The sequence below is a fragment of the Falsiroseomonas sp. HC035 genome (assembly GCF_050563525.1).
Classification (GTDB): domain Bacteria; phylum Pseudomonadota; class Alphaproteobacteria; order Acetobacterales; family Acetobacteraceae; genus Falsiroseomonas.
The window spans coordinates 47,437-73,183 of the sequence record NZ_JBNXUN010000005.1 but is presented as its reverse complement, the minus strand read 5'-3'; the positions used below and the strand labels follow the sequence as shown (position 1 = coordinate 73,183).

Genomic DNA, 25,747 nt, shown 5'->3' with positions numbered 1-25,747 from the left:
CGCGCCACCTCATTCCGTTAACCGAAGAGATACCAAGGTTCAAATATTGTGCAACAGCTATGTACCAAACATAAGCGCTTTTACTATTTTTGAGACGTTTTCGTATCGTTGCCGGGGTTGGCCGATGGTCAGTCTGGCAGCGGCCCAAGCATGGCGAGTTCCGCCCCGTCCTCCACCAGATCACCGACGGCGCAGTTCAGCGCAAGCACCACGCCATCCGCCGGTGCCGGGATACGCATCTGCACCTTCATCGCCTCCATCACCAGCAGCACGGCGCCGCGCTGCACCGTCTCGCCCTCCGCTACCAGAAGTTGTAGGACCCGGCCCGGCATCGGCGCCAGCACCTTGCCACCGCCTTCCTGCTGATTGCCGGAGGCAGCACCGGTATCGATGCATTGCAACTCATGCGTCGCGCCGTCCAGAAGCACGCTCAGCACGGCTCCCTCGCGCAGCACCACGGCCTGTCGCGCCTGACCATCCAGCGTGAAGCCGATGCGATCGCCGGACCAGACGAGCCCGCCAGCCTCGGCCACGCCATCCGGCAGTTCCAGCCGGGGCGCCGCGCCGGGATGCGCGCGCAGCGCCAGGCGGGCCGCACCGTCCAGCAGCACGAAGTCCTGGTAGCCGGCGCCATTCAGCCGCCAGGCGCTGGCCGTGCCCCAGGGCGAATACGGATCGGCAGCCGCGTTGCCCGCGGCGTCGCGCAGCAGGCGCAGCAGGGCCGCGGCCAGGGCGGCGCGCGGCGCCGGGCCCTGCGGCGCCAGCAGCGCCTCCGCATGGCGGGCGATGAAGCCGGTGTCCAACGCGCCGGCGCGGAAGTCCGAATGAGCAACGATGCCGCGCAGCAGCGGCAGGTTGGTGCGGATGCCGGCGACGGCCGAGACGGCCAACGCCCGGTCCATCCGCCGTAGCGCCGTGGCGCGATCCGGCCCGTGCACGATGATCTTGGCCAGCATCGGATCGTAGTGGATCGGCACCACATCGCCCGTTCGCACGCCGGCATCCACGCGCGTCCCCGGCAGCCCCTGGGGCAGAGCCAGGTGCCGCAGCGTGCCGGTGGAGGGGGCGAAGTCCCGTGTCGGGTCCTCGGCATACAGCCGCACCTCGATGGCGTGGCCTTCCAGGGGCACCTCCGCCTGGGCCAGCGGCAGCGCCTCCCCCATCGCGATGCGCAACTGCCATTCCACCAGATCGAGGCCGGTTATCGCCTCCGTCACCGGGTGCTCGACCTGGAGGCGGGTGTTCATCTCCATGAAATGGAAGGTGTCTTCCGTCGCGATGAACTCGACGGTGCCGGCGCCGACATAGCCGACCGCGCGCGCGGCGGCACAGGCGGCCTGCCCCATGGCGGCGCGGCGCGCGGCGGTCATGCCCGGCGCCGGCGCTTCCTCCACCACCTTCTGGTGGCGGCGCTGCAGGGAACAGTCGCGCTCATGCAGGTGGATGATGTTGCCGTGGCTGTCGCCGAAGACCTGGATCTCGATGTGGCGCGGCTGTTGCAGGTAGCGCTCCAGCAGCAGGCGGTCGTCGCCGAAGGCGGCGCGGGCCTCGCCGCGCGCCAGCGCCAGGGCCTCCTCCAACTCGGCCGCACTGGCCGCCACCTTCATGCCCTTGCCGCCGCCGCCAGCGCTGGCTTTGACCAGCAGCGGGAAGCCGATGCGCTGTGCCGCGGCATGCAGCGTGGCGTCGGACTGATCTTCTCCGTGGTAGCCGGGCACCAGGGGCACACCGGATTGCTCCATCAGCGCCTTGGCCGCGGCCTTCGATCCCATGGCGCGGATCGCCGCAGGCGGCGGGCCGACCCAGACCAGGCCGGCGTCCAGCACCGCCTCGGCAAAGTCGGCGTTCTCCGACAGGAAGCCATAGCCGGGGTGAATGGCCTCCGCCCCCACCGCGCGGGCGGCGGCCAGGATGGCGGGGATGTGCAGGTAGCTTTCGCGCGCCGGCGCGGGGCCGATCCGCACCGCGGCATCGGCTTCCGCCACATGCACCGCGCCGGCATCGGCATCCGAAAACACCGCGATACCGCGCAGGCCCATGCGGCGGGCGGTGCGCAGGATGCGGGCGGCGATCTCGCCACGATTGGCGACCAGCAGGCTGTCGAAGGGCCGGTGGGGCATGGGGGTCACAGCCGGAACAGGCCGAAGCGCGGCTCGCCGGTCCAGCCGGCCACCGGGGCGTTGCGCGCGGCGGAGAGCGCCAGTGCCAGCACCAGCCGCGTATCCTCCGGCGGAATCACGCCATCATCCCACAGCCGGGCGGAGGCATAGGCGGGGCTGCCCTGCGCATCGTACTGTGCCGAGATCGGCGCCTTGAAGGCGGCCTCCTCCTCCGCCGTCCAGGTGCCGCCGCGCGACTCGATGTTGTCGCGCCGCAGCGTCGCCATCACGGCGGCGGCCTGCGGGCCGCCCATGACGCTGATGCGCGCGTTGGGCCACATGAACAGGAAGCGTGGCGAATAGGCGCGGCCGCACATGCCGTAGTTGCCGGCGCCGAAGCTGCCGCCGATGATGACGGTGAATTTCGGCACCCGCGCGGTGGCCACCGCCGTCACCATCTTGGCGCCATCCTTGGCGATGCCGCCCGCTTCATATTTCCGGCCGACCATGAAGCCGGTGATGTTCTGCAGGAACACCAGCGGGATGCCGCGCTGGTCGCACAGTTCGATGAAATGCGCGCCCTTCTGCGCCGATTCGGAAAACAGCACGCCGTTGTTGGCGACGATGCCGACCCGGTAGCCCCAGATGCGGGCGAAGCCGGTGACGAGGGTGGGGCCGTACAGCGGCTTGAACTCGTCGAATTCGCTGCCATCGACGATGCGGGCGATCACCTCCCGCACGTCATAGCCCTCGGCAAAGTCGGTCGGTACGACGCCGCCGATCTCGCCGGGCGGATACAGCGGCTCGCGCGGCGGCGCTGGGTCGTCGAAACCCGCCGGCTTGGCGCGGTTCAGCCCACCCACGATGCGCCGCGCCAGGCCGAGCGCGTGGTCGTCCGATTCGGCCATGTGGTCGGTGACGCCGGAGACGCGGCTGTGCAGGTCGGCGCCCCCCAGATCCTCCGCCGTCACCACCTCCCCTGTCGCGGCCTTCACCAGGGGCGGGCCGGCCAGGAAGATGGTGCCCTGGTTGCGGACGATGATGGCCTGATCGGCCATGGCCGGCACATAGGCGCCACCGGCGGTGCAACTGCCCATCACCACCGCGATCTGCGGGATGCCCTGCGACGACATGCGCGCCTGGTTGTAGAAGATACGGCCGAAATGGTCGCGGTCAGGGAAAACCTCGTCCTGGTTCGGCAGGTTGGCGCCGCCACTGTCCACCAGATACAGGCAAGGCAGCCGGTTCTGTTCGGCGATTTCCTGGGCGCGCAGGTGCTTCTTTACCGTCAGCGGGAAGTAGGTGCCGCCCTTCACGGTGGCGTCGTTGGCGATGACCACGCATTCCCGGCCGGCGACGCGTCCGATACCGGTGATCAGGCCGGCGGCCGGTACATCCCCACCATACATGCCGTGCGCGGCGAGCTGGGAGAACTCCAGGAAGGGCGAGGCGGGGTCGATCAGGCCACGGATGCGGTCCCGCGGCAGCAGCTTGCCGCGGTCGAGATGCCGCTTGCGGGCGACCTCCCCGCCGCCCTGGCGGATGCCCTCGACGGTGGTGCGGAGGTCGGCCACCAGGGCGGCCATGCGGGCGGCATTGGCACGAAAGGCTTCGGAGCGTGGCTCGGCCGTGCTGACGATCACCGGCATGGGCTCACCCCTGCATCCTGCGCCATCGGCCGTCCCCCTCGCTTTGCCGCCACTGCGCCATGTCCGGATGTGCCGCGTCAACCCGGCAGCCAGGCAACAAAAAAGGGCGCCCGGAGGCGCCCTTTCGTGCGGGAGTCCGGCGCGATCAGCGCAGGACGATCTCGACGCGGCGGTTCTGCGGCTCGCGCACGCCGTCGGCGGTGGGCACCAGCGGACGGCTCTCGCCGAAGGCCTGGATTGCCATCGCGGCGCGCGGCACGCCACGGCGCTCGAGCTCGGACGCCACGGCGGCGGCGCGGCGCTCGGACAGGCGCTGGTTGTACTGCGGCGTGCCCGAACGGTCGGCGTGGCCGGAGACTTCGATGCGCGTCGTGCCGGCGCGCTGCGAGTTGGTGGCTGCCTCGCCGATGATCTGGCGGGCGCGGTCGGTCAGGTCGGCACGGTCGAAGTCGAAGAACACCAGGTAGGTGCGGGCGATCTCGGGGGCCTGCGCGACCGGGGCCTGGGGCGCCACGACCGGCGGCGGCGGCGTCACGCCGAAGGCGTAGCGCAGGCCGATCAGGAAGCTGTGGTTGAAGTTGTCGATCTCGGCGCTGCCGCGGGTGTTGGTGATGCCGGAGGCCGCATCCATGTCGGACGAGAGCGTGCCCATGAAGCGGTACTCGGCAGTCACCGCGAGGCCCGGGAACTCCGCGACCGGGAAGGCGCCGCCGACGATCGCCTGGTAGGCGAAGGCGCCCTCGGTGCCATCGAGGATCACGGTACCATTGCTGGCCGCGCCGCGGACGCCCCTGTACTCAAGCCACTGGTAGCCGGCGCCGACGCCGACATAGGGGATGATCGGGGCGCCGGGGAAGGAGAAGTCGTACAGGGCGTTCAGCATCACGCCATAGTTCTGCGTCAATCCGAGGGTACGTGTGGGCCGGGCCAGGCCGGCGCCGGAGAAGCTGTCCACGTCGTTCTGGCGGTAGGATACCTCGAGTTCAGCGCGGATGCCGTTGCCGTAGCCGTAGCCCACGCTGAGCACGCCGGCAAGACCGTAGTCGAACTCGATGCTGCCGCTGCGGGCGGCGGTCGTCGCACCCATCCCGCGGGACAGCTCGAAATCGGTTTCCTGCGGCACGTTCACGCCAATGCCGGCACCCACATACAAGCCGCTGATCGGCTGCGCCTGCGCCGCCACGGGAAGGGCCAGGAAGGTTGCGGCCAGCAGGGCGTTCCGAACGTGCATCACTCTGGATCCTCCAAGCGCCGAACGCCTTCGCAGGTCGCGATCGGGCAATGACTTGTGGTCTTGTAACCACCGCAAGCGCCAGGAGCGAGGAGCCTTTGCGACGCTAAACGCAAACGGCGCCACGCTGTTACTCCAATGCAACACCTACTTGGCTGACGCCGGCGCCGCAAAGGCGAGCAGGCGCGCAACAACACGCTCTGGTTGTTCCTGCTGCACCCAATGCCCGGCGCCCGGAATGAGATGCGCCCCGCGGAAGTCGGCGCAGGCCTCCGCCTGCATCCGCGCCAGGGCGCCGGGAAACTGGTGGATGCCCCAATCGCTGGCGCCCGCCAGGAAGATGGCGGGCACTTCGATCCGCCGGCCCGCGAACAGCACCAGGTCGGCCGCATTCGCCCCTCCGGTATTGCAGCGGTAGGATTGCAGGCCGCCGGCGAAGCCGGTGCGGGCGTATTCCGCAGCATAGACGGCAAGTTCCGCGTCGGTCAGCCAGGGCGCCTCGCCCGGCGGCAGGAAGGGCGCCACCGCCTCCGGCATCGTCGCGCGCAGCGGCATCACGTAGTAGTCCGGCAGCTTCGCCAGCTCGCCTGCCGTCCAGCCGGACAGGGGAAACGGCTGGTTGCCGGGCCAATCGGCGCTCTTGTGGTGGTAGTAGGCGCGCAGGAAGGCGTGCAGCCCCTGCGGTGGGTTGTCCATGTCACCCGCGGCGCGGCGTTCGGCGTAGTACCACTGGTAGTGCTTGCGCGGCGGGTCGAGCGCGGCGAGCCCGGCATGCACATTCTCCCCCCGTGGTGGATTGCGGGCGGGCGGGCCGGCGAAGGGCGAGCTCATCAGCGCCACGCGGCGGAATACGTCCGGCCGGATCAGCGCGCACCAGGCGGCGACCGGCGAGCCATAGTCGTGCCCGGCCAGCAGATGCACCTGCGCGATGCCCATGGCATCCAGCAGCGCCAGCTGGTCACGCACCATGTTGAGCATCTGGAACGGCGCCAGCGGCTCGTCGTAGCCGGCCGTCCAGCCGGTGGTGCGGCCATAGCCGCGCAGGTCGGGCGCCACGACGTGGTAGCCCGCCTCGGCCAAGGCCGGCATGACCTTGCGCCAGGAAAACGCCAGCTCGGGGAATCCGTGCAGCAACAGGATGCAGGGCCGGCCCGCCTCCCCGGCTTCCAGCACATGCACCGCCAGCCCATTCACCCCGGGCACGATGCGGGCGCGGAGGCCGGGCGGCAGCAGATGGGCGTCGAGCGGGTTCATGCAGGGGGCAACCTTGTTGACTGTGGATCGGCCGCGCACACTCGCCGGGACGGGACCAGGGAACAAGCGGCATGTGGCAGGCGCGGCGCATCATCCACAACGGACAGGACATGCCCTTCGCGGATGCGCGGCTGCACCCGCTGTCGCTCGCCGTCGCCTACGGGATCGCGGTGTTCGAGGGGCTGCGCGCCTACCGCAACCCCGCCGATGGCAGCTTCAGCGTGTTCCGGCTGGAGGACCATCTGGCACGCCTGCAACAGGGCATGAAGGTGATGCGCTTCGATGCGCCGCCCACCACCGATGTGCTGCGCGCCGCAGTGCTGGAGGTCGTGCGGCTGAATGCGCCGGACGACGACGCCTATATCCGCGTGCAGGCGCAGATCGAGGGCCTCGGCACCATGGCCACCACCGGCCCGGTCGGCTGGATTGCCGCGGCGCTGCCGCGCGAACGATCCGCCAAGTTCGCGACGGGGCTCGCCGCCGGCGTGTCCTCCTGGACCCGGCTGCCGGACAATTCGATGCCGCCGCGCATCAAGGCGAGCGCGAACTACCACGCCGGGCGCCTCGCGACCCTCCAGGCCAAGGCCGATGGCTACGACAGCGCCCTGCTGCTGACCGCGCGGGGAAAACTCTCCGAGGCCGCCGCGGCCTGCGTCTTCCTGGTGCGGGACGGCGTGCTGGTGACGCCGGATCGCGCCAGCGACATCCTGGAAAGCGTGACACGGGACACGGTGCTGGTGCTGGCGGCGGAAGCCGGGCTCGCCGTGGAACAGCGCGCGGTGGACCGCACGGAGCTGTATGTGGCGGAGGAGGTGTTCGTCTGCGGCACCGGGCAGGAGTTGGTCGCGGTCACCAGCGTCGATCGCCTGCCGGTGGGCGATGGCGATCCGGGGCCGGTGACGCGCCGGTTGCAGGCAGCGTATGAGGCGGTGGTGCGCGGCACCACAGGCGCGCATGTCACATGGCGCACGCCGGTCAGCTGAACGTCACCACCAGGTTCAGCGCCGCATCGCAGGTGGCGGTGGCACCAGGCGGCAGGACCAGCGTGCTCTCGCGTTCCTCGACCAGGGCGGGGCCGGCAATCCTGTCGCCGGGCCGCAGGGCGGCGCGGTTCCAGGTAGAGGCCTCAAGGAAGCCGCTGCCGAACCAGGCCTGCCGTGCGCCCTTGCGCGCCAAGCCCTCCCCGCGCGCGCCCGCCAGTTCCAGCTCCGGCGTCGGGCCGGCGACGATGACGCGCCAGCCGACGAGTTCCACCGGCAGGCTGGCTTCCTCGCGGCCGTACAGGCGCAGGTACTCCGCCTCGAAGGCGGCGCGGATGGCGGCGCGGTCGGCCTGCGCGCCCTCGGGGATCTCGGCCTCCACCTGGTAGCCCTGGCCGGCATAGCGCAGCGCAGCGTAGCGGCGGATGAGGGGGCGTGCGACGCCGGCCTCGGCCACCATGGCGCGACCCTCCGCCTCCATCGCGGCCAGCATCGCGTGCAGCGCGTCCAGGTCCAGGCTGGCCAGCGGCGCCACCATGGCGCGCAGCAGCGCGAAGGAGATCGGCGCGGCGAGGAACCCAAACGCGGAGGCGACGCCGGCGCCAGGCGGCGAGACCAGGCGCGGCAGTGCCAGCTTGCGGGCGATGGCGCAGGCATGCACCGGACCGGCACCGCCGATCGGCACCATGGTGTAGGCCTCGATCCGCCGCGCCTTCTCCAGCGTATGGATGCCGGCTGCCTGCGCCATGGCCTGGTTCACCGTCTCATGGATCGCCCAGGCGGCATCGAGGGCGGAGAGGCCCAAGGGCTTGCCGATGTGCTCCAGGATCGCGCGCTCGGCGGCGGCGACATCCAATGTCATGTCGCCGCCGAGGAAACTGTCGGGGGCGAGGTAGCCCAGCAGCAGGTCGGCATCCGTGACGGTGGGCAGCGTACCGCCGAGGCCATAGCAGGCCGGGCCGGGATCGCTGCTGGCGCTGTCGGGGCCGACGCGGATCAGCCCGAGGCCGTCGACGCGGGCGATGGAACCGCCGCCGGCGCCGATCTCGATCATCTCGATCACCGGCACCTTCAGCGGAAAGCCGCTGCCCTTGCGGAAGCGGTCGACGCGCGAAACCTCGAAATCCAGGCTGCGTTGCGGCTGGCCGGCGTCGATCAGCGCGGCCTTGGCGGTGGTGCCGCCCATGTCGAAGCACAGGATATCCTCGGCCCCGGCCGCGGCGCCGATGACACGCGCCGCCTGCACGCCGCCGGCGGGGCCGGATTGGACCAGGCGGATTGGGTGCCGCGCCGCGACGCCTTCCTGCACCGTGCCGCCATCGGACAGCATCAGGAACAGCGGGCCGGTGAGGCCGGCACCGCGCAGCCCGTCGCCGAGGCGGGCGAGGTAGCGTTCGAAGACCGGCTGCACATAAGCGTTGCAGATGGTGGTTGTGCCACGCTCGTATTCGCCGATCTCGGGGACCAGGTCGGAGGACAGGCAGAGCGTCAGGCCGGGTGCTTCCTCGCGTGCCCATTCTGCGAGGCGACGTTCATGCAGCGGGTTGCGGAAGGCGTGCAGCAGGCAGATCGCCAGCGCCTGCGCGCCTTCATCGCGCAGCGTGCGGATGGCCGTGCGGGCGGCGGCTTCGTCGAGCGGCAGCAGCACGTTGCCATCGGCGCCGAGGCGTTCCGGCACGCCAAGGCGGAGGCGGCGCGGCACCAGCGGCTCCGGCCGGCGCATGAACAGGTCGTAGGTGTCGTGGCGGAGCTCGGTGCCGATCTCCGGGATGTCACGGAAGCCGGCCGTGGTGAGGAAACCGGTGGGCACGCCGCGGCGCTCGATCAGCGCGTTGGCGACCAGGGTTGTGCCGTGGATGACGTGCTGCACGGCATCGGGCGCCACGTCGTGCCCGGCCAGAAGCTGCGCGATGCCGGTCAGCACCGCCTGTTCCGGGGCGTGCGGGGTGGTCAGCACCTTGCCGTTGAACAGGCGGCCATCGCGTGTGTCGAGCAGCACGAAGTCGGTGAAGGTGCCGCCGATGTCGACACCGATGCGCCAGGGTTTCCGCACTACACGTAGCCCTCGGTGGCATCGGTGCTTCTTGCCTCGGGCGCGCGGTCGGCAGGGGCGCCGAAGCCGCCGCCGCCGGGGGTCTCGAACACCAGCGTGTCGCCTGGCTTCAGCACCAGGCGTGCCTTGGCGGCGACCTGCGTGCCGTTCAGCAGGTCCCGCCCGCCCCGTCCTGCCGCGCCACCGAGCAATCCGCGTGGCGGGTGCTGCACGCGCTCATGCCGGTAGGTGGCGGTCACCGGCTTCTCGCCGACGACCCGGAAGCCGATGCGCTGGCCGAGTCCGCCCCGCATCGTGCCGTCGCCGCCGCTGCCCTGGATCAGGGACTTCTCCGTGACCAGCATCGGCACCGCATTCTCGAACTGCTCCACCGGCTGCGTCGCGACGTTGGAAGGAAAGGACAGACAGGCGGCGCCATCATGGGAGGCGGCGGCGCCGTGGCCGCCATTCATGAAGAACATGCGGACATAGCGGCGGCCGTCAGGCTGCTCGCCGGTGAAATACACGTTCCACAGCGGGCTGCCGGATTCGGCGACGACGCGTTCCGGGATCAGCTGGCCGAGCGCCGACAGCACGAGCATCGGCAGGTAATGGCCGGTCAGGTGGCGGCCCCAGACCGGCGCGGGGCGACGCGGATTCACGATGGAGCCTTCCGATGCAATCAGCGTGATCGGGCGGAAGCAGCCATCGTTGTTCGGCGTGGTCGGGTCGAAGGCGCATTTCACGGCGTAGTTGGAATAGGCGCGGGAAAAGTTCAGCGGTGAGTTCACCGGGCGCGCGATCTGCGGGTCTGTGCCTGTGAAATCGAGCGTCAGCGCATCGCCGCGGATCGCCAGGCGGAGCCGGATGGTGACCGGGTGTTCGAAGCCGTCGGCCGTGACCTCATCCGTCACCTCGCCATCCGGCACCGCGGCGATGGCCTGGCGCATGGCGCGCTCCGACCGCGCGAAGATCTCAGCGGAGAGCGCATCGGCGGAGGCAATGCCCTCCTCGGCCAGGATGCGAAGCAGGCGCGGCGCGGCTTGGTCGTACATGGCGAACTGCGCGCGCAGGTCGCCAAGCACTTCCTCCGGCTGGCGCAGATTGGCTTCGAGGAAAGCGACCACGTCCTCGTTCTCGGCACCGCCGCGCAGGATGCGTGCGACGGGGATGGTCAGTCCTTCCTCCCAGGAATCGCGGGCCTCCACGCTGGGCGCGCCGCCGATATCCGTGGCGTGGAAGGTGCTGCCGATCCAGGCCGTGATCCGGCCGCCGGCAAAGATCGGCTTGACCATGGTGATGTCGTTGAGGTGGCCGGTGCCGAGGTAGCCATCGTTGGAGATCAGCACGTCGCCTTCCGCCAGCGACGCCGCCGGGATGCGGCGCAGCATGGCGGCGAGCGTCACCGGCATTGTGCCGACGAAGCTGGGGACCGAGCGCGAGGATTGCGCGAATTGCCGGCCGGCGCTGTCCATCAGCCCGACCGCCATGTCCCAATTGTCCCGCACCACGGAGGAGAAGGAGGTGCGGACGAAGCTTTCAGCGGCCTCATCCATCAGCCCGGCGATGCGGGCCCAGGCGGTGCCGAGGCGGAGTGCGGAGAGAGGTTCCGACATCAGCCGCGCATCGCCTGGAGCTGCGCCGGATAGCCGGCGGGGTCGACCTGCACGTCGATCAGGCTCGGGCCGTCATGCGCGAAGGCTTCGCGCAGGGCGGTACGGTATGCGTCCGGCGTGGCCGCACGCAGGCCCTTCACGCCGAAGCCTTCCGCGACCGCGGCGAAATCGGTCGGCCGGAACCGCACGCCGGCGGGCGCGAGCTGGCGCTGCTGCTGCTTGATGTCGATCAGCGACAGGGCGCTGTCGTTGAAGACGATGGTGACCAGCCTGGCGCCGATCTGCGCCGCCGTCGCCAGTTCTCCGACACACATCATCAGCCCGCCATCGCCGGTGAAGGCGATGGCGCCGCGCGCCGGGTCATGTGCCGCGGCGGCCAGGCCGGCTGGCAGCGCGAAGCCCATGGTGGCCAGGCCGTTCGAGATCAGCAGGTCGCGCGGCTGGTCGCATTGCCAGAAGGCGGTGGCGGAGAACATGTGCGCGCCGGCATCCACCGCGACCCTTGGCGCGCGGCCGGCGGCGCGGGCTACCTGCTGCGCGATGCGGACGATGTCGGGCGGCGAGACGCCGCCCTGTCCCTGCCATTCCAGCGCCGCCAATGCGGCGTCGCGAAGTCCGGCAATTTCCGCGTCCGTCCACAGCGAACGCCGTGCCGCTTCGTGCAGCGTGGAAATGCTGGCCGCGAGTGCGCCATGCAGCGCCGCCTGTGGCTCGGCATAGCGGATGGGATGCGGGCGCAGCGCCACATCCAGGATCGGCGCCTTGTAGCGCCAGGGTTGCAGGATGAGTTCGACCGGATCCAGGCCGATCTGGATGATGAGGTCAGCGGCGCCGACGCAGGGTGCCTCCAGCGTGCCGCCGGTGAACAGGCCGGCGTAGAGCGGGTGCTGGTCGGGCAGCACGCCCTTCGCCTTGTAGGTGACCAGGACGGGGCAGCCCAGCGCCTCCGCCAGCGCGCGCAGTGCGGCGGTGGCCGCGGGCTCGGCGGCTTCCACGCCGGCCAGGATCACCGGGCGCCGGGCCTGCGCCAGCAGGGCCGCGGCATCGCCAAGGGGCGGCACGGCGAGCGCGGCGGCCACGCGTGGTGCGGCGGGGGCGGCATTGCGGCGGGCGGCGGCGCCGGTCAGGTCCAGATGCACGGCGCCGCGCGGGGCGGCCTGGGCGAGGTCCAGCAGCGCGGCGATTTCCTCGGCCGGCGCCTCGCCTTCGGCACGGGCATGGCCCTTGGCGATGGCAGCGGTGGCGGCCTGCTGGTCGAAGGCCTGGTGCGTCACCCAGGTCAGTTGCGCGGCGGTGAAGCCATCCGACAGCAGCAGCAGCGGCGCGCGTTCCAGCGTGGCGCAGGCGAGTGCATTGGCGGCGTTCGAGACGCCCGGGCCCTTCGTGGTCATCACCACGCCCGGCGCAGCGGTCAGTTCCGCATCGGCCAGGGCCATGATGCCGGCATTGGCCTCCTGTCGGGCCAGGATGAACTCGATGCCGAAGCGTGGCGCGGCGGCGATGACGTCGAGCGAGGACCCGCCGCCCGGCACGCCCCAGATGCGCCTGGTGCCGCGTCGCGCCAACTCGGCCAGCAGGGCCTCCGCCACGGTCTGACTGGTTGCATTCGCATCCGGCATCGCGCTGTTCCCGTCCCGCTGCAAGGGGTCTGCCCTGCCCTGCCCGACTTGCCAAGCCATGCCCGGCGGGCTTCTGCTGCGGGCGTGAGGCAAGGGAGACGCGCGATGGCGAGGTTTGCAGGCAAGCGGGTGCTGGTGGCGGGCGGCAGCCGGGGCATCGGGCGGTCCATCGCGCTGGGTTTCGCGCAGGAAGGCGCCAGCGTTTCGATCTGCGCCCGCGATCCGATGGCTCTGGAGGCGACGCGGGCGGAGATCGCGGCGCTCGGCGTCACCGCGCATGCGATGGCCGCCGACCTTGGCGTGGCGGATCAGGTGACCGGCTGGGCGGAAGCCGCGGCGGCGGCGCTCGGCGGGGTGGACGTGCTGGTGAACAACGCCAGCGGCTTCGGCGCGCGGGACACCGAGGAGGATTGGGCGAAGGGTCTGAACGTCGATGTGATGGCGACGGTGCGCGCCAGCCGGACCGCGGCGCCGCACCTGAAGGCGTCGCGCGGCAGCATCGTCAACGTGTCCTCGATCTCGGGCTTCCGGCCCTCGCTGCGCACGCCGGCCTATGCGGCGGTGAAGGCGCTGCTGGTGAACTACACCTCGAGCCAGGCGGCCGCCTTCGGGCCGGACGGCGTGCGGGTGAATGCGGTGGCGCCGGGGTCCATCGAATTTCCCGGCGGGTCCTGGGAACAGCGCAAGTCGAGCGACCCGGCGCTGTATCAGCGCATCCTCGGCGCCATCCCCTTCGGCCGGCTCGGCACGCCGGAGGAGGTGGCGGAGGTGGTGCTGTTCCTGGCCAGCGACGCGGCGCGCTGGGTGACGGGGCAGACCATCATCGTCGATGGCGGCCAGATGCTGGGCTGAAATGCAAGAAACACGATTGGACGGCGTGGCGAAACCGCGCTGAAACCCAAGGGGATCAGAAGGCCCGCCGCACATATCGCGGAGAGACCCCATGGCCCGCCTGCCCCTGTTCTACCTGATCGCCGCCGCCGCCTGCATGGTCGGCGGCGTCTGCCTCGGCGTCTTCATGGGCATCGCCCATGATTTCCAGCTCGCACCGGTGCACGCGCACCTCAACCTGCTAGGCTGGACCTCGCTCGGCCTGATGGGTCTGGTGCATCGCGGCTGGCCGGAACTGCTGGCGGCGCGGGTGCCTGCCCTGGCACAGTTCGGGCTGTGCGTGTCGGCCGCCGCGCTGTTCCCCTACGGCATCTACCTGTCCATCACGCAACAGGCGCCGGGCCTCGCGATCGGCGCCTCACTGGCCTGGCTCACCGGCGTCGTGCTGTTCCTGGTGCGTCTGGTGATCCTGGCGCTTCGCCCCGCCCATGTCCGCATGCCGGCCATGCTGCCGGCAGAATAGCGCGCCGCTGACTTTTGATGGCGGACGTGGTGAATTGGGGGCAACAGGAGACGCCCCCATGATCGACCTTTCGTCCAAGCGCATGAACGGCCCGGTGATCCGCCTGCACCCCGACGACAACGTGGTGGTCGCGCGGGTGGACATCGAGCCGGGCACCTCGATCCCCGGCGAGAACATGCTGGCCCGCAACAAGGTGCCGGCCGGCTACAAGATCGCCACGACCCAGCTTCGCAAGGGTGACCCGGTGCTGAAGTACCAGGTCACCATCGGCTTCGCAGCGGAGGACATCCCCGCCGGCACCATGGTGCACGCCCACAACATCGACTTCCGGGAGTTCGACCGCGACTACGCCATCGGCCGCGACTACAAGCCGGTGGAGATGGTGCCGCTGGACCAGCGCAAGACCTTCGAGGGTTTCGTGCGGCCGGACGGCCGTGTCGGCACGCGGAATTTCATCGCGGTGGTGTCGTCGGTGAACTGTTCCGCCACCGTGTCGCACGCCGTGGCGGACTGGTTCACGCCGGAGCGGCTGGCGGAGTTCCCGAACGTCGATGGCGTCGCCGCCTTCACCCATTCCACCGGCTGCGGCATGGAACTGTCCGGCGAGCCGATGCAACTGCTGCGCCGCACCCTCGGCGGCTACATGCGGCATGCGAATGTCGCCGGCGTGGTGGTCATCGGCCTGGGCTGCGAGCGCAACCAGATCGCCGGCCTGCTGGCCGAGCAGGGCCTGACGCCCGGGCCGCTGCTGCGGTCCCTGGTGATGCAGGAAGTCGGCGGCACGCGGAAGAGCATCGAGGCCGGCGTGGCGGTGGTGAAGGAAATGCTGGTGGAGGCCAACAAGGCCACGCGCAGCACCGTGTCCGCCGAGCATCTGAGCGTCGGCCTGCAATGCGGCGGCTCGGACGGGTTTTCTTCCATCACCGCGAACCCCGCACTGGGCGCGGCGATGGATCTTCTCGTGCGCCACGGCGGCACGGCGATCCTGTCGGAAACGCCCGAGATCTATGGCGTCGAGCACACGCTGACGCGCCGCGCCGCCAGCCAGGAAGTTGGCGAGAAGCTGATCGAGCGCATCCGCTGGTGGAAGGACACCTACACGCCGGGCCGCGACACGCAGATCAACGGCGTGGTCAGCCCGGGCAACCAGGCGGGCGGGCTCGCGAACATCCTGGAGAAGTCGCTGGGCTCCTCCATGAAGGGCGGCACCGGGCCGCTGATGGATGTGTTCCGCTATGCCGAGCCGGTGACGACCAAGGGCTTCGTCTTCATGGACACGCCCGGCTTCGACCCGGTTTCCGCCACCGGCCAGGTAGCCGGCGGCGCCAACATGATCGCCTTCACCACCGGCCGCGGGTCCATGTACGGCGCCAAGCCGGTGCCAAGCGTCAAGCTCGCCACCAACACGCCGATGTTCCGGCGGCTGGAGGAGGACATGGACATCAACTGCGGCGAGATCCTGGACGGCACCGCCAGCCTCGCGGAGATGGGCGAGCGCATCCTGGACCTGCTGCTGCGCACCGCCTCCGGCGAGCCGACGAAGAGCGAGCAACTCGGCGTCGGTAAGCATGAGTTCGCGCCGTGGCAGATCGGCATCACCGGCTGAGCGTCAACAGCCGGCGCGGCGTTTCGACCAGGATCGCGTCGAGCTCCGACTGGGAAAAGCCCTTCTCCCGCATGAAGGGCACGACATTTCGAAAAATGTGGCCATAGCCGTGGCCTCCGTAGGCGCGGAGGCGGGTCAGCCGGCAGATGTCCTGGCTGATCACCACCTGGTCGCCATGGCCGCGGTCCACCAGGCGGCGGATCATGTCGATGCGCGTACCATCATTCGGCATGTTGATCGGCGCGAAGGACCAGTAGGCGTGTTCGTAGCCGAACAGGTCGAATTCCAGCACGCAGCCGGTATCGGCCAGGGCGAACAGCCTGCCGTCGTCGAAGATGGTGCGGTCGACATGGTCGATGATGGTGCGCGGGATATCGCCACCGTGGCCGCGCAGGAAGGCGATGATCTCGGCCGGCTGGTCGGGATGCACGCCGGGATGAATGGTCAGCGCCGCCCCGGTTTCCTGCTGCGCCAGGGCGGCACCGGCCATGACGCGGCGCTCCAGCGCGGTCCAGGGCGCGGAACAGCCGATCTCGCCGATCAGCCCGGCGCGCACATCGGTGCCCCAGGCACCCTGGCGTAGCGCGCCGACCATCTCGGCGGCGAAATCCTCGATGCTGCGGTCGTGGTTCGCGGGGTCCTGGAAGTCCTCGACATATTGGCCGCAGCCCATCACCAGCGTCACGCCGGTCCGCCGCGAGACCTCCGCCAGGCCGAGCGGGTCGGGCGCCAAGCCGCCGATGGTCATCTCCACCATGGTGGCGCCGCCCTCGGCACGGAACAGGTCCAGCTCCGCCACAGCCAGGTCGCGGTCCAGCATCACGGTCTTGCCGGCATGCGGGTGGCGGCCGTAGTCGATGTCGTAGCGGCTGGTGAGGGTGATGGGTGGCACCACCTGCCCGCGCAGGCTGCGCGGCGTGATGTCGCACAGGACGTGCTCGTGCATCAGGGTGGCGCCCAGGCTGTCCGGCGCCACCGGGCCCAGCACCGTCTGCACGAAATCCGCCATTGCCCTGCCCCGCTGCGTGATGGCGGCCAGGATGCGGCGCCGGCGACAGGCCCGCAAGGCTGCGGCCGCGTTCACGTTTCACGCCAAGGTTGAAATAGGCCGCACCGAAAATTGTATTTCGTGTAATCGAGCGGCACGGGATGCATTGTTCTCCCGCGTGCCCCGATCCGATTGCAGGAGACTGCGCAGATGCAAGTCAAGTCGATCTCGCCATGGCGAAGACTGCTGCCGGTTTTCTTGCTGGGGCTGCTGCTACCCGCCACTGCGGCCGAGGCCCAGGCGCCCGCCGCCAGCCAGTCCTGCCGCCGCCAATGCGCATCCCAGATCCAGAACTTCGCCCAGGATGAGCGCGCGGCGCAGGTCTGCCGGGTGCGCTGCGGCGCGGGCGAACGGCACCTGCGGCAACAGCGGCGGTCCGGCACCGCGGAGGCAACGGGTCGCGGCGTGGCAACGCGCGACACGGCAAGCTTGCCGGGTCAGCGCAGCCTGGTCGCCTATGCCGGGACCCTGCCGCAGGTCGCCCTGGCCATCTCCACCCCGTCCGACCGCATGACGGCGCATCGCAACGCCGAACAAGCCTGCTCCCGCAGCAACGGCAGCCGGCCGTGCAACCTGCTGGTCGAGACGCAGGACCGCTGCATGGCGATCTCGCGGGCGGTGCGCGGCACGGGGCTGGTGATCACGCGGGATCCGGCGACCTACACGGTGGTGCACTACGGCGCCGGCAGCGGGCCGACGCTGGCCGCGGCGCGCACGACCGCGATCCAGGATTGCCGGGTCAGGCTCGCACCTGGAACCTATTGCCGCATCGCCGCCACACGCTGCGGTTGAAACCGCTTCAGGGGATGTTGGCGGGGAATTCGTGCAGGCCATCAGGCCGCAGCGGCAGGCGCGTCGCCGACAGCACGGCCGAAAGTGGCAGGGTGCCGTACAGATGCGGGAACAGGCCGGGGCGGCTGCCGCCCGAGGCCGCCTCCCACCGTAGCGCCGCACCGAGCGCCGCGGCATCCGCCTGCACCAGCCAGAGGTCGGCCACCCTGGCGCGGTGCTTGGCCGCGCTGGCGCGCACCTGCGCGGCGGTGGAGAAATGCAGGAAGCCGTCGCGCGCATCGTCGGCGCTGCCGGCGTAGTACCCCGCGCGTTCCGCCGCGCGCCAATCCTCCTGCCGCACCATGGTGTAGATCAGGGCTTCCATGGGCGGTGTTTCAGCCGAGCAGGCGATAGAACGCAACCCCGCCCCGCTCCGCCGTCGGCATCAGGCCCACTGCCCAGCGCGGCATCCGTTCGAACCCGTGGTAATGGGTGGCGCCACCGGTGCCGTCCGGCAGCGCGCCGGCCAGTGCCCGGGCGGCGATGCGGCGGCATACGGCGAAGGTCGCGTCCTCCTGCACCGATTCCGCCTGCATCGCCAGGTGGCGCGGATGCTTCGGGTGCCAGCAGCCGAACTGGAAGGGGGCACGGCAGATGCCGGCGACGCCGCGGCCGAGGTGCCGGGGGCCGTCCTTCAGGCCGGCCAGGCGCGCGCGGTTCATCACCACCGCGGCGATGCCCTCGATGCCGCGCACCGGGCGGTGGCCCCCCTCCCCCCAGAGGGTCAGCTCCAGGATGCCGGCGGGGGTCAGCAGGCGTGGACGGGCCAGGCTGGCGCTCATCGAGCTTCCTCCGACTCGGCGCGGGCGCCGAAGCCCATCTTGCGGTTCGGCATGGACTGGCCTGCGATGGCGGTCGCGGTGGTGGCGGTGCGGCTGACCTCGTCGAGTTTCTCCTCGATCCGCAGCAATTGCAGGGACAGGCGGCTGTCCAGGTCACGGATCAGCGACAGCGGCACATAGGTGCGCGCCACCTCCAGCTTGAAGTCGACCAACTCGTTATGAGACGGGTTGCCGGCGGCCGGCGGCGGCGCGTCCGGCCGGTGCTGCATCTCGCGCCGCAGATTGTGCAGCATCCACAGCATCAGGGCGGCGAGCGGCGCATCCGCCAGCGCATTCAGGATCTGCGGCGGGATATCGGGCATCATGGCGGGGAACTCCTTGAAGAGGAACGGCGGCGGGGCCACCCTGGGGCGATGTGGAACCAGCCCTATCTCGAAACCTGCTGCCGGTCGGCGCTGCACCGGCTGACACTGGTCGGCCGGCCGGGCCGCCCGGATGGGCTGAAGGACGGCCCCTGCCTGGCGCGGCTTTCCGGCATGGGACTCGCCCGGCTGCGGCCGGATGGGCGCTACGAGGCGACGGCAGAGGGGCTTGAGCGCCACGCGACCGAGATCGCGCCACGCAAATCAGCCTGAGGCACCACGCCAGGAAAGCGTCGCCGGTCGCAGCGGCGGCGCACCGGGCAGGCGCACCGGTTCGGACAGCAGGCAGCCGGCCACGGCATCCAGTGCATCGTCGCGCTGGCCCGGCGCGTCCGGGCGCCATTCCGCCATCTCCCGCGCAAAGCGCGTGCGGAAGACGCTTTCATGCGCCAGCAGGCGGCGCGCGGCGAGCACCGGGTCCAGCGCCGCCAGGATGCGTTCGGACTTGGCGCGCCGGCTGGTGGCTTCCAGCACGGTGCAGTTGATGCCGGCGCGCTGCATCTCCCGCTTCAGCAGGCCAGGCAGGAACTTGCCGATGCCGTTGGTTTCGACGCGTAGCACCGGCAGCAGCAGGTCGCGCGCGATGTGCGCCACGGCGCGGCATTGCTGGGTCGCCGCATCCTCCTCCGCCTCCGGGTCGTGCAGCAGGTAGGCGATGCGGTGCAGGTAGTGGCGGCCCTGCCCATCGGCGTAGGTCGCGGCCAGCACGCTGGCATCGCCGGTGCCGGGCCGGCCATAGGCCGGGTCCCACCAGCCGCCGCCGGAGACCATCTGCGCGCCCATCAGCGTCAGCACGCCGCGGCCATTCGCCTCCCGATACTCAGTCTCCGCTGCGTAGCGCAGGATCAGGCCGGGATCGAGCCGCGCCGCATCCTCCGCCACCGCCTCCAGCAGCATCTGCCGACGGAACGCCAGCGGGCCGACGCGGGTGCGGAGGGCCGCGATGCCGGCCGGCGTGAAACGCTCCGGCCAGGCACTGTCACCCGCGTCATCCAGCAGCGGCAGCACCAGGCGGCGGTAGCCGGACAGGAAGGCGCCAGGGCCGTCCACGTACAGGCTATCCGCCGTGTGCGGCGTGCCGACGAACAGCATGCGGCCGCCGGGGACCAGCACGAACTCGGTCTCCGTCAGCCGCTCCCGCAACTCCTCCCGCTGGTAGGGCGTGCCGCAATTGCCGGCGACCTCGACATCGTCGCAGACGATGAGGTCGGCGCGCGCGCCGGTGATGTTGCCGCCGATGCCGGCCGCCAGCATGGAGGCATCGCGCAGCACCGCCTGCCGCGCCACGGTGAAGCGGTCCGACGCCCACGAGCCCTCGCCGTGGTCCGGCAGCAGCGCGCCGCAAAGCGGATGCCGGCCGAGGATGCGCCGCACCGTCGCCACCATGCGGGTCGCCAGCGCATGGTCCGCGGCGACGACGAGGATCCGCGTCTCCGGCGCGCGGTACAGCTGCCAGGCGCAGTACAGCCCGACCAGCGTGGACTTGCCGCAGCCGCGGAAGGCCATCAGCAGCAGCCGCAGATCGCCCTGCTCGCCGCGGTCGGCCAGCCAGCGCAGCATGCGACGGTGCACGGCCGGCGTGCCGAGATTGGCGAGGCGGTTCCAGATCCAGGCGAATTCGAGCAGATCGGCGGGCCGCTCGCTCATCCATCGCCCTCCTTCGCCATCTCCTCGCGCATGCGGCTCAGCACCCCCTCCTCCTCGCCTTCCGGCGACTTGGCGTCACCGGCGGACATCGCCGCGAGTTCCTGCATGTGTGCGAGCGCCGCGCGCGCGGCCGCCTGATGCGCGGCGAAGGCCTTGGGATCCGGCACCGCCTCGCCCCGCGGCCAGGACGCGACGAAGGCAGCGTAGTCGCCGGCGACGCGCAGCATCGCGGCATCCAGCGTCTCCTTCGGCAGCGGCGAGGCCACAGGCACCGCGCGGGTCGGTCGCCTCATGCCTTCACCACGCGGGCGCGAACCGTCCCGGCGCCGAGATCCACCGCGACGCCGGTGCGATTCCACGCCGTGACGGTGACCACATCCTGCGCCCCGACCTGCGCCATGAAGACGATCCCGGAGGTCGACAGCGAGAACGCCGCCTGCGCGAAATCCCCCGGCCGCGCGCCCGGCAGCGGCACGTTGACCGCGGCGTTGCCGCCCGCGGCGATGGAGGGCGGGTCCCAGGCAAGATCCGCCGCCAGGTCGCGCACGCCGATCCGCAGACCCGGCAGGCCATACAGCAAGGCCGGCGCGTGCCGCGGGTCGCAGTTCAACCGCAGCGCGCGCAACTCGTAATCCGCCGAGATGCGCGCGACGCCGATGATGGCGGTCGCGACATGCGGCGCCAGGCGCAGAGCTTGCAGCCGAGTCAGCCCGGCATCGGTCATGTCGGACCCCCCCTGCCACCAACGGGCCGCCGCATTCCACTGCATGGACTGGCCGGAGGCCAGCACCAGCGGCCCGGCCGACTCGCCCAGCAGGTTGCCCGCCGCATCGAAGGTCATCACCACCAGCCGTGGCGAATCCGCATCGACGCCGAGCGCGAAGTCCCGGCAACCGCGCGCATCGACCACGAAGCCGACGCCACGACCACCGGTGAGCAGCACGCCGCGATCCGTCATCACATAGGCGTCCAGTGCAGCGAAGGCGAAATCCGCCAGCGCCACGGGCGTGCCCGAGACATTCGAGGACAGGCAGGCCATGCGCTCGAAGCCGGTTTCCGTCGCGCTCCAGCGGATGGCCGCGGCGCGCAGGCTGGGCGTGGCGGCAACCTCCCGCGTCGCCTCCCGATGCGCCGCGGCCTGATGCAGGGTCTGGACCACGCCGCCGAGGCGCGTCGCCGTACCGGTGTGCTCGATCTCCACCAGGTAGCCCTGGCTGGCCCAGGCGACCTCGTAGACATGGTCCTGCGCCGCCGCGGTATGACGCGCGACGAAGCCGGTGCAGCCTTCCATGCGCAGGCCGCGTGCGATCACACTGCGGCTGTTCACCTCGCACAGGAAGGGAATGCCGGCGATCGGCCGGCCTTCCGCATTCAGCTCGAAATTCGGCCCGTCGAAGACGTGGCGATTGTGCGCGACATAGGCGCCGGGGGCCGCGGAAAAACGGATGCCAAAGCGGTCCTTGTCCACATGCACGGTGGACCCCACCGCGAAGTGTCCGCCGTAGTAGCGGATCGAGGTGTTCCAGGCGCCGGCCGTCAGCGTATGCGCATCCAGGCCGATGCGGTTGTTGACGATGCGGCCGAGCACCAGCGTGCAATCCTCGAAGCCGCGGCCATCGCCCAGGGTGCGCACGCCGATGGTGAAGCCCTCGACGCGCCGTACCTCAATGACGGAGGCGTCGTGGTTGCGCAGGACGATGCCGATTTCCCCCTCGTCCAGCCAGTCGCCGATGCCGTCGCGGATCACCGACAGCCCGCTGTGCTGCTTACTGGCATTTCGGGCAATGCCGCCATCGCCGATCGTCAGCGCAGGCTGGCCGGCCGGTCCGGCATACAGGATGGTGCCGCGCATGGTCAGGCCTGCGGCTGCACCCGGCAGCGTCAACGGCTGCGCGGTGCGGTACGTACCCTCCCCGATCAGCAGCGTCTTGCCGGAAGCGCCGGCGGCATTCATCGCCGCCTGCAAGGCGGGGCCATCCTCCGTCACACCATTGCCGGTCGCGCCGAAGTCACGCGCGCTGAGCTGCTCGCCGAGCTTGTCCTCCACGGTAAAGGGCACGGCGCCGGGGAACGGCGCGCTGATCAGGCCGGAATCGCGCGGCAGCACCACGACATTGCCGGTGCCGTCGAACCCCAGCATCCGGTTGGCGCGCGCGCCGCGCAGCGGCAGCACCAGGTTGCCGCCGACCTCCGCCGGGTCCTGGCGCAGGGTCGAGGACAGGTCCTCCCGCTGTTCCTGCAAGGTAGCGACCAGCCGGTCCAGCTCATCGTTCAGCGTGCGGGCGCGCAGGATCCCGTTGTCCTGGAAATCCGTGCTTCGCTCCACGCGCAGGGTGCGCCGCAGGGTCACCGTGCTGCCATTGGCGGCCGGCGTAGCGAGGCTGACGGTGCCGCCCTCGGATTGCCCGGCGCCGGTGACGGTGAAGCCGCCATTGAGCAGCACGCCATCCAGGCGCACCTCGATGTCTTCGGCCCGGAAGATCGGGAAGGGATAGGTGAACGCAACGCGCGTGCCGTCGCCCAGATACTGGACGCGCGGCGCGACGTCGCCGATGCGGATATGCTCGGCCATCATGGGCTCCGGACTCTGTGGGGGTGGGTGCGGGATCAATCCAGCAGGTTGCGCAGCGAGGTCCCGAAGGTGCTGCCGGCGCGCAGCCAGCTGGTCAGCGATCCGTCGTTGTTCAGCAGGCTGCGGCGCCCGGCGGAGATGCGCGCGGCGAAGACCTGGTCACTGTCCGACTGCGCCGCGGCGGCATCGCGTTCGAGCCCCGCCGTCAGCGCGGCGGCGGAGCCTTCATCTGCCGAGATGCCGCCGGCGGCCAGGCGCGCACGGGTCGAGGCCAGCGTGCCCGCCAGCCGCTGCTCCCGCGCACGGGCATCGACAGATTGCTGCACGCTGGCCTGCGCGACACGCGCCGCCTCCTGTTCGCGCGCCGCATTCGCCTGCGCCTTCGCGCTGGCGGACTGCGTCTGCGCCTGCTGCACGCTGCCATAGATGGATGCGCCCGCGCCGATGGCGGTGGCGATGGGGGCGAGTTGCGCCATCAGCTGGTGATCCTCATGTCGGTGGTGACGGAAAGCAGCGTCATCGGCAGCGGCGTCTCACCCTCGATCCGCCACAGCGGCGCCATCGCGTCGCGCCGCCAGCCGAGCGCGCGCAGTGCGATGTCGCCGGTGAAGGGGACCGGCGCCGCATCGAGCAGCGCGGTGTCCAGGCGGCGGAACGGCACCGGCTGCACGCCGCGGCCGAGATCCACCTCCAGCGCCGGCGTCGCCAGGATGCGGAAGGTGGCGGAGACCAGGCGTAGCGGAGCGGCAGCGGCACCCGATGCGCCACCGAGTGCCATCGGCAGCGGCTCGATCACGTGCCGGAACGGCAGCCCGGCCTGCACCGTGGCGGCGGGCGGTTCCACCGGGATGGCGCCGTCCACCACCGTCTCCGCCGCGCGCGGCGCGCCATCGGCAAGCAGGCCGACCTGCTGGCCTTCGAGATGCGCGAGGCCGGACCAGCTGTCCTGCGGCAGCGCCGCGATGCCGGCAAGCGCCGCATCCAGCCCGGCGGCGGCGTCGAAGCGCTCCAGTCGATGCGTACCGAAGCGTTCCACCAGGGCGTAGACGCGGCCTTCGGTTTCCGCGACGGCACGGAACGCGCCCTGCGTTTCCAGCCGCGTCCAGGCGGTCACCTGCTCGGCGCGGTACAGCGTCAGCGTCGCGATGCCGCCATCCGCCATCACCACGTGCAGCAGCCGTGCCGTCTGGTCGTAGGCCATGGAAACCGGGGTCTGCACCAGGTGCCGCGCGACCAGCGCCAGGTCATTGGCCTGATAGGCATCGGCGACGTCGGTGTAGGCGAATTCATGCACGCCGCGGCCCGATCGCGCGACGAACAGCGTCGCGCCATCCACGTCCACCGGCGGCACCTGGCGCTCCACCACGCTGCCGATCCGCGTCTGCCGGTTGAGCTGGATGGAGGACGGCGTCAGCGGATCGCCCGTCACCATCCACTCCGCACCGGAAGTGAATACCTGGAGATGGCGGCCAGAGAACACGGCGCGGATCGCGTTCACCTGGTCCGAGACCAGCGCGAACTCGATGCCCTCGTCGTCCAGCCCGCTGCCGCTGTCGAAGTCGCCGAGGTCGCCGGTGCGCGACAGCCACAGCCGGTTCGGCAGGTCCCGCGAACCGCCGAGCACCAGGCGGTCCTGGTGGAACCCGGCGCAGACCGGCTGGCCGCGTACGCTGCTGAAGGCGCTTTCCTGCCAGTCATTCGTCGGCAGAACATCCTCCAGCAACTCGTCGCAATGCGCCGTCGCGGTCAACGCATCCAGCACCGTGAAGACCTGGATGCGCCGGCCCTTCAGCCGCATGTGGGTGGCGACATGGCCCGGCTGGAACAGCGGGGCCGATGCGGTGACGGTGATCATGCCGCTGGTGCCGGATGGTGTCAGTGCGATGTCCGGCCGGAAGGCATGGAACGGCATGCGGCTGAAGGCGAAGGTCGTGATGGTCCAGGCGGTGTGGCTGCTGCGGGTCAGGCGCTGCGGCGGCATCTCGGGATGGAACAGCAGCAAGGTGTCGGCGCTTTGCGTGTAGGACAGTTGTGGCAGCATCGCCGCGGTCCAGGGCGCGGGCAGCGACGCCACCTCGGCATCGCCGAGGAACACCTGCAGCCGCGCGTCGCTCAGCGCGAGCAGGTAGGTCTGCTCGGTATTGAACTCGAAGGGCATCAGGCGTGCCGCACCCGGCAACGCCGCGACATGCACCAGGCCGGGGCGACGGGCGACGCCGCCGGTCGGCTGGATGACGACGTTGCGCAGCCGCCGTGCGCCATTCTCGAAGGCGCGCAGATCGGCGCGACCGAACAGCTCCGGCGCCAGCTCGCCCGCGGTGAAGCTGGACTTGATGCGGCGCGTGGCGATCGTCATCCCTCAGCCTCTCACATCGACGAGCGGAAAGTGCTCGATGGCGCGCGGCGTATCCTGCTGGCTGTCCACCAGCCTTGCGCTGCGCAACTCGGACTCCGCCAGGCGGAACAGCATCTCGGCGCGGGATTGGCTTTCGGTCAGCGGCAGGCAGAATTCCGCGGCAAGCCGTGCCACCAGCGCCTGCGCGAAGAAGGGCGGGAAGGCGCTTTCGTCGGGGCGGAAGATGTAGGTCAGCGTGACGGCCGGCGAATCCGCGTGCAGCCTATCCTCATGGATGCGGTAGGGCATGCCGCGGCCACGGCCACCCGCCCCGGCAGACAGCGCGCGCAGGAAGCCACTCGGCAGTTGGAAGGCGTGCGCCATGTCCGCATGCGGCACGGCGGACAGTCGCGGCAGGTCGGTCTGACCTGTGGCGAAGGACCAGGGATGCGCCGAGATCAGCGTGTCGCGCACGGGTGCGTAGAGGTTCGCCGCCACCTCCGCCTCCGCCGTGCCCTCGTCCAGCGAGGCGACGGGCTGCGCGCCAAGGCGCAGCAGGGCGCGCGAGCACAGCGCGAGCGCGGTCAATGCCATGTTCGTGGGTCCGTTCGTTCGAAAGGGGGGGTTCGGCGTGGTGGGGCGTGGCCCCCTCACCCCACCCTCTCCCCCA

General features: G+C 70.6%; 23 protein-coding genes. 6 read left to right on the top strand and 17 right to left on the bottom strand.

The window, feature by feature from the left end:
* Nucleotides 1–128: 128 nt before the first annotated feature.
* The 4 genes from ACLF3G_RS12790 to ACLF3G_RS12775 all read right to left on the bottom strand — a co-directional run bounded on the left by ACLF3G_RS12790 (nt 129) and on the right by ACLF3G_RS12775 (nt 6,233).
* The gene (locus ACLF3G_RS12790) at nt 129–2,120 is read right to left on the bottom strand and encodes an acetyl/propionyl/methylcrotonyl-CoA carboxylase subunit alpha (protein ID WP_430669765.1); all 1,992 of its coding nucleotides are present in this window, start codon (nt 2,118–2,120) and stop codon (nt 129–131) included.
* A 5-nt stretch (nt 2,121–2,125) separates the two neighbouring features.
* Entirely contained in the window at nt 2,126–3,748 is a 1,623-nt protein-coding gene (locus ACLF3G_RS12785; RefSeq protein WP_430669764.1) for a carboxyl transferase domain-containing protein, read from the bottom strand.
* 145 nt (nt 3,749–3,893) lie between these two features.
* Nucleotides 3,894–4,979, bottom strand: a complete 1,086-nt coding sequence (locus tag ACLF3G_RS12780; RefSeq protein WP_430669763.1) for an OmpA family protein — start codon at nt 4,977–4,979, stop codon at nt 3,894–3,896.
* Nucleotides 4,980–5,126: 147 nt separating this feature from the next.
* A complete protein-coding gene (locus ACLF3G_RS12775; protein ID WP_430669762.1) occupies nt 5,127–6,233 on the bottom strand; it encodes an alpha/beta fold hydrolase in 1,107 nt (368 codons plus the stop codon).
* Nucleotides 6,234–6,304: 71 nt separating this feature from the next.
* Here ACLF3G_RS12775 and ACLF3G_RS12770 point away from each other — a divergent pair, with 71 nt between their 5' ends.
* Nucleotides 6,305–7,216: an aminotransferase class IV gene (locus ACLF3G_RS12770; protein ID WP_430669761.1), complete on the top strand. Its 912-nt coding sequence runs from the start codon at nt 6,305–6,307 to the stop codon at nt 7,214–7,216.
* On the opposite strand, the gene ACLF3G_RS12765 is transcribed toward ACLF3G_RS12770, so the two are convergent.
* The 3 genes from ACLF3G_RS12765 to ACLF3G_RS12755 are packed head-to-tail and all read right to left on the bottom strand — an operon-like array spanning nt 7,209 to nt 12,480.
* Nucleotides 7,209–9,266 carry a hydantoinase/oxoprolinase family protein gene (locus ACLF3G_RS12765; protein WP_430669760.1) on the bottom strand — a complete coding sequence of 686 codons (2,058 nt, stop codon included), beginning with the start codon at nt 9,264–9,266 and terminating at the stop codon, nt 7,209–7,211. The two genes, ACLF3G_RS12770 and ACLF3G_RS12765, sit on opposite strands and share 8 nt — an antisense overlap.
* On the bottom strand, nt 9,266–10,861 hold the full coding sequence (locus ACLF3G_RS12760) for a hydantoinase B/oxoprolinase family protein (protein WP_430669759.1): 1,596 nt from the start codon (nt 10,859–10,861) through the stop codon (nt 9,266–9,268). Before ACLF3G_RS12760 ends, ACLF3G_RS12765 begins: the two co-directional genes overlap by 1 nt.
* On the bottom strand, nt 10,861–12,480 hold the full coding sequence (locus ACLF3G_RS12755) for a thiamine pyrophosphate-binding protein (protein ID WP_430669758.1): 1,620 nt from the start codon (nt 12,478–12,480) through the stop codon (nt 10,861–10,863). Before ACLF3G_RS12755 ends, ACLF3G_RS12760 begins: the two co-directional genes overlap by 1 nt.
* Before the next feature lie 105 nt (nt 12,481–12,585).
* Here ACLF3G_RS12755 and ACLF3G_RS12750 point away from each other — a divergent pair, with 105 nt between their 5' ends.
* The 3 genes from ACLF3G_RS12750 (at nt 12,586) to ACLF3G_RS12740 (ending at nt 15,440) form a co-directional block, all read left to right on the top strand.
* Nucleotides 12,586–13,332, top strand: coding sequence for an SDR family NAD(P)-dependent oxidoreductase (locus ACLF3G_RS12750; RefSeq protein ID WP_430669757.1), 747 nt, complete (start codon nt 12,586–12,588; stop codon nt 13,330–13,332).
* Nucleotides 13,333–13,423: 91 nt separating this feature from the next.
* The gene (locus ACLF3G_RS12745; RefSeq protein WP_430669756.1) at nt 13,424–13,834 is read left to right on the top strand and encodes a hypothetical protein; all 411 of its coding nucleotides are present in this window, start codon (nt 13,424–13,426) and stop codon (nt 13,832–13,834) included.
* 58 nt (nt 13,835–13,892) lie between these two features.
* A complete protein-coding gene (locus ACLF3G_RS12740; RefSeq protein ID WP_430669755.1) occupies nt 13,893–15,440 on the top strand; it encodes a UxaA family hydrolase in 1,548 nt (515 codons plus the stop codon).
* Here ACLF3G_RS12740 and ACLF3G_RS12735 read toward each other — a convergent pair.
* Nucleotides 15,430–16,449, bottom strand: coding sequence for a phosphotriesterase family protein (locus ACLF3G_RS12735; RefSeq protein WP_430669754.1), 1,020 nt, complete (start codon nt 16,447–16,449; stop codon nt 15,430–15,432). The two genes, ACLF3G_RS12740 and ACLF3G_RS12735, sit on opposite strands and share 11 nt — an antisense overlap.
* Before the next feature lie 189 nt (nt 16,450–16,638).
* Here ACLF3G_RS12735 and ACLF3G_RS12730 point away from each other — a divergent pair, with 189 nt between their 5' ends.
* Nucleotides 16,639–17,280, top strand: coding sequence for a DUF4189 domain-containing protein (locus tag ACLF3G_RS12730; protein ID WP_430669753.1), 642 nt, complete (start codon nt 16,639–16,641; stop codon nt 17,278–17,280).
* 7 nt (nt 17,281–17,287) lie between these two features.
* Here the strand turns inward: ACLF3G_RS12730 and ACLF3G_RS12725 are convergent, their stop codons facing one another.
* From ACLF3G_RS12725 to ACLF3G_RS12715, 3 genes are read right to left on the bottom strand one after another with little or no spacing between them, the layout of a single operon-like run.
* Nucleotides 17,288–17,644, bottom strand: a complete 357-nt coding sequence (locus ACLF3G_RS12725) for a DUF952 domain-containing protein (protein WP_430669752.1) — start codon at nt 17,642–17,644, stop codon at nt 17,288–17,290.
* A gap of 10 nt (nt 17,645–17,654) precedes the next feature.
* On the bottom strand, nt 17,655–18,101 hold the full coding sequence (locus ACLF3G_RS12720; protein ID WP_430669751.1) for a cell wall hydrolase: 447 nt from the start codon (nt 18,099–18,101) through the stop codon (nt 17,655–17,657).
* Nucleotides 18,098–18,466 (bottom strand): hypothetical protein, encoded by a 369-nt coding sequence (locus ACLF3G_RS12715; RefSeq protein WP_430669750.1) that lies wholly within the window; start codon nt 18,464–18,466, stop codon nt 18,098–18,100. Before ACLF3G_RS12715 ends, ACLF3G_RS12720 begins: the two co-directional genes overlap by 4 nt.
* A gap of 48 nt (nt 18,467–18,514) precedes the next feature.
* Here ACLF3G_RS12715 and ACLF3G_RS12710 point away from each other — a divergent pair, with 48 nt between their 5' ends.
* Nucleotides 18,515–18,736, top strand: coding sequence for a hypothetical protein (locus tag ACLF3G_RS12710; RefSeq protein WP_430669749.1), 222 nt, complete (start codon nt 18,515–18,517; stop codon nt 18,734–18,736).
* Here ACLF3G_RS12710 and terL read toward each other — a convergent pair.
* Genes terL through ACLF3G_RS12680 form a run of 6 tightly spaced genes read right to left on the bottom strand, consistent with a single transcriptional unit; the run spans nt 18,728 to nt 25,671 of the window.
* Nucleotides 18,728–20,170 (bottom strand): phage terminase large subunit, encoded by a 1,443-nt coding sequence (gene terL / locus ACLF3G_RS12705; RefSeq protein WP_430669748.1) that lies wholly within the window; start codon nt 20,168–20,170, stop codon nt 18,728–18,730. The genes ACLF3G_RS12710 and terL overlap by 9 nt on opposite strands.
* Complete coding sequence (locus tag ACLF3G_RS12700; RefSeq protein ID WP_430669747.1) at nt 20,167–20,463, bottom strand: hypothetical protein; 297 nt, start codon at nt 20,461–20,463, stop codon at nt 20,167–20,169. The genes terL and ACLF3G_RS12700 overlap by 4 nt, the downstream gene beginning before the upstream one ends.
* On the bottom strand, nt 20,460–22,745 hold the full coding sequence (locus ACLF3G_RS12695; protein WP_430669746.1) for a phage tail fiber protein: 2,286 nt from the start codon (nt 22,743–22,745) through the stop codon (nt 20,460–20,462). Before ACLF3G_RS12695 ends, ACLF3G_RS12700 begins: the two co-directional genes overlap by 4 nt.
* A 32-nt stretch (nt 22,746–22,777) precedes the next feature.
* Nucleotides 22,778–23,218 (bottom strand): hypothetical protein, encoded by a 441-nt coding sequence (locus tag ACLF3G_RS12690; RefSeq protein WP_430669745.1) that lies wholly within the window; start codon nt 23,216–23,218, stop codon nt 22,778–22,780.
* Nucleotides 23,218–25,098 carry a hypothetical protein gene (locus ACLF3G_RS12685; RefSeq protein ID WP_430669744.1) on the bottom strand — a complete coding sequence of 627 codons (1,881 nt, stop codon included), beginning with the start codon at nt 25,096–25,098 and terminating at the stop codon, nt 23,218–23,220. The genes ACLF3G_RS12690 and ACLF3G_RS12685 overlap by 1 nt, the downstream gene beginning before the upstream one ends.
* A gap of 3 nt (nt 25,099–25,101) precedes the next feature.
* Nucleotides 25,102–25,671 (bottom strand): hypothetical protein, encoded by a 570-nt coding sequence (locus tag ACLF3G_RS12680; protein ID WP_430669743.1) that lies wholly within the window; start codon nt 25,669–25,671, stop codon nt 25,102–25,104.
* Between the last annotated feature and the right edge of the window lie 76 nt (nt 25,672–25,747).

Excerpts from the sequence above, each read along its gene's own strand:
- ACLF3G_RS12790 (WP_430669765.1), bottom strand. The coding sequence starts at position 2,120 with ATGCCCCACCGGCCCTTCGACAGCCTGCTGGTCGCCAATCGTGGCGAG.
- ACLF3G_RS12785 (WP_430669764.1), bottom strand. The coding sequence starts at position 3,748 with ATGCCGGTGATCGTCAGCACGGCCGAGCCACGCTCCGAAGCCTTTCGT.
- ACLF3G_RS12780 (WP_430669763.1), bottom strand. The coding sequence starts at position 4,979 with ATGCACGTTCGGAACGCCCTGCTGGCCGCAACCTTCCTGGCCCTTCCC.
- ACLF3G_RS12775 (WP_430669762.1), bottom strand. The coding sequence starts at position 6,233 with ATGAACCCGCTCGACGCCCATCTGCTGCCGCCCGGCCTCCGCGCCCGC.
- ACLF3G_RS12770 (WP_430669761.1), top strand. The coding sequence starts at position 6,305 with ATGTGGCAGGCGCGGCGCATCATCCACAACGGACAGGACATGCCCTTC.
- ACLF3G_RS12760 (WP_430669759.1), bottom strand. The coding sequence starts at position 10,861 with ATGTCGGAACCTCTCTCCGCACTCCGCCTCGGCACCGCCTGGGCCCGC.
- ACLF3G_RS12755 (WP_430669758.1), bottom strand. The coding sequence starts at position 12,480 with ATGCCGGATGCGAATGCAACCAGTCAGACCGTGGCGGAGGCCCTGCTG.
- ACLF3G_RS12750 (WP_430669757.1), top strand. The coding sequence starts at position 12,586 with ATGGCGAGGTTTGCAGGCAAGCGGGTGCTGGTGGCGGGCGGCAGCCGG.
- ACLF3G_RS12745 (WP_430669756.1), top strand. The coding sequence starts at position 13,424 with ATGGCCCGCCTGCCCCTGTTCTACCTGATCGCCGCCGCCGCCTGCATG.
- ACLF3G_RS12740 (WP_430669755.1), top strand. The coding sequence starts at position 13,893 with ATGATCGACCTTTCGTCCAAGCGCATGAACGGCCCGGTGATCCGCCTG.
- ACLF3G_RS12735 (WP_430669754.1), bottom strand. The coding sequence starts at position 16,449 with ATGGCGGATTTCGTGCAGACGGTGCTGGGCCCGGTGGCGCCGGACAGC.
- ACLF3G_RS12730 (WP_430669753.1), top strand. The coding sequence starts at position 16,639 with ATGCAAGTCAAGTCGATCTCGCCATGGCGAAGACTGCTGCCGGTTTTC.
- ACLF3G_RS12725 (WP_430669752.1), bottom strand. The coding sequence starts at position 17,644 with ATGGAAGCCCTGATCTACACCATGGTGCGGCAGGAGGATTGGCGCGCG.
- ACLF3G_RS12720 (WP_430669751.1), bottom strand. The coding sequence starts at position 18,101 with ATGAGCGCCAGCCTGGCCCGTCCACGCCTGCTGACCCCCGCCGGCATC.
- ACLF3G_RS12715 (WP_430669750.1), bottom strand. The coding sequence starts at position 18,466 with ATGATGCCCGATATCCCGCCGCAGATCCTGAATGCGCTGGCGGATGCG.
- ACLF3G_RS12710 (WP_430669749.1), top strand. The coding sequence starts at position 18,515 with ATGTGGAACCAGCCCTATCTCGAAACCTGCTGCCGGTCGGCGCTGCAC.
- terL (WP_430669748.1), bottom strand. The coding sequence starts at position 20,170 with ATGAGCGAGCGGCCCGCCGATCTGCTCGAATTCGCCTGGATCTGGAAC.
- ACLF3G_RS12700 (WP_430669747.1), bottom strand. The coding sequence starts at position 20,463 with ATGAGGCGACCGACCCGCGCGGTGCCTGTGGCCTCGCCGCTGCCGAAG.
- ACLF3G_RS12695 (WP_430669746.1), bottom strand. The coding sequence starts at position 22,745 with ATGATGGCCGAGCATATCCGCATCGGCGACGTCGCGCCGCGCGTCCAG.
- ACLF3G_RS12690 (WP_430669745.1), bottom strand. The coding sequence starts at position 23,218 with ATGGCGCAACTCGCCCCCATCGCCACCGCCATCGGCGCGGGCGCATCC.
- ACLF3G_RS12685 (WP_430669744.1), bottom strand. The coding sequence starts at position 25,098 with ATGACGATCGCCACGCGCCGCATCAAGTCCAGCTTCACCGCGGGCGAG.
- ACLF3G_RS12680 (WP_430669743.1), bottom strand. The coding sequence starts at position 25,671 with ATGGCATTGACCGCGCTCGCGCTGTGCTCGCGCGCCCTGCTGCGCCTT.